This window comes from Moorena bouillonii PNG, assembly GCF_001942495.1.
GTDB classification, from domain to species: domain Bacteria; phylum Cyanobacteriota; class Cyanobacteriia; order Cyanobacteriales; family Coleofasciculaceae; genus Moorena; species Moorena bouillonii.
In genome coordinates, this window is sequence record NZ_MKZS01000001.1 from 8,219,075 (window position 1) to 8,219,301 (window position 227).

Consider the following 227-nt stretch of genomic DNA (forward strand, 5'->3'; position numbering starts at 1 on the left):
ATCCTAGGGTGGGCAGTGCCTACCAACGCTCTTTGCAAGGTTCATTATCTGTCTGATGCACTGCCCACCCTACTGAACTACTGAACTACACCAGATTTTGGAGGCAAACAGACATTAATCCTAGGGTGGGCAGTGCCTACCAACGCTCTTTGCAAGGTTCATTATCTGTCTGGTGCACTGCCCACCCTACTGAACTTGGGCGTTGCTGATTCTGGGTATGGCGCACG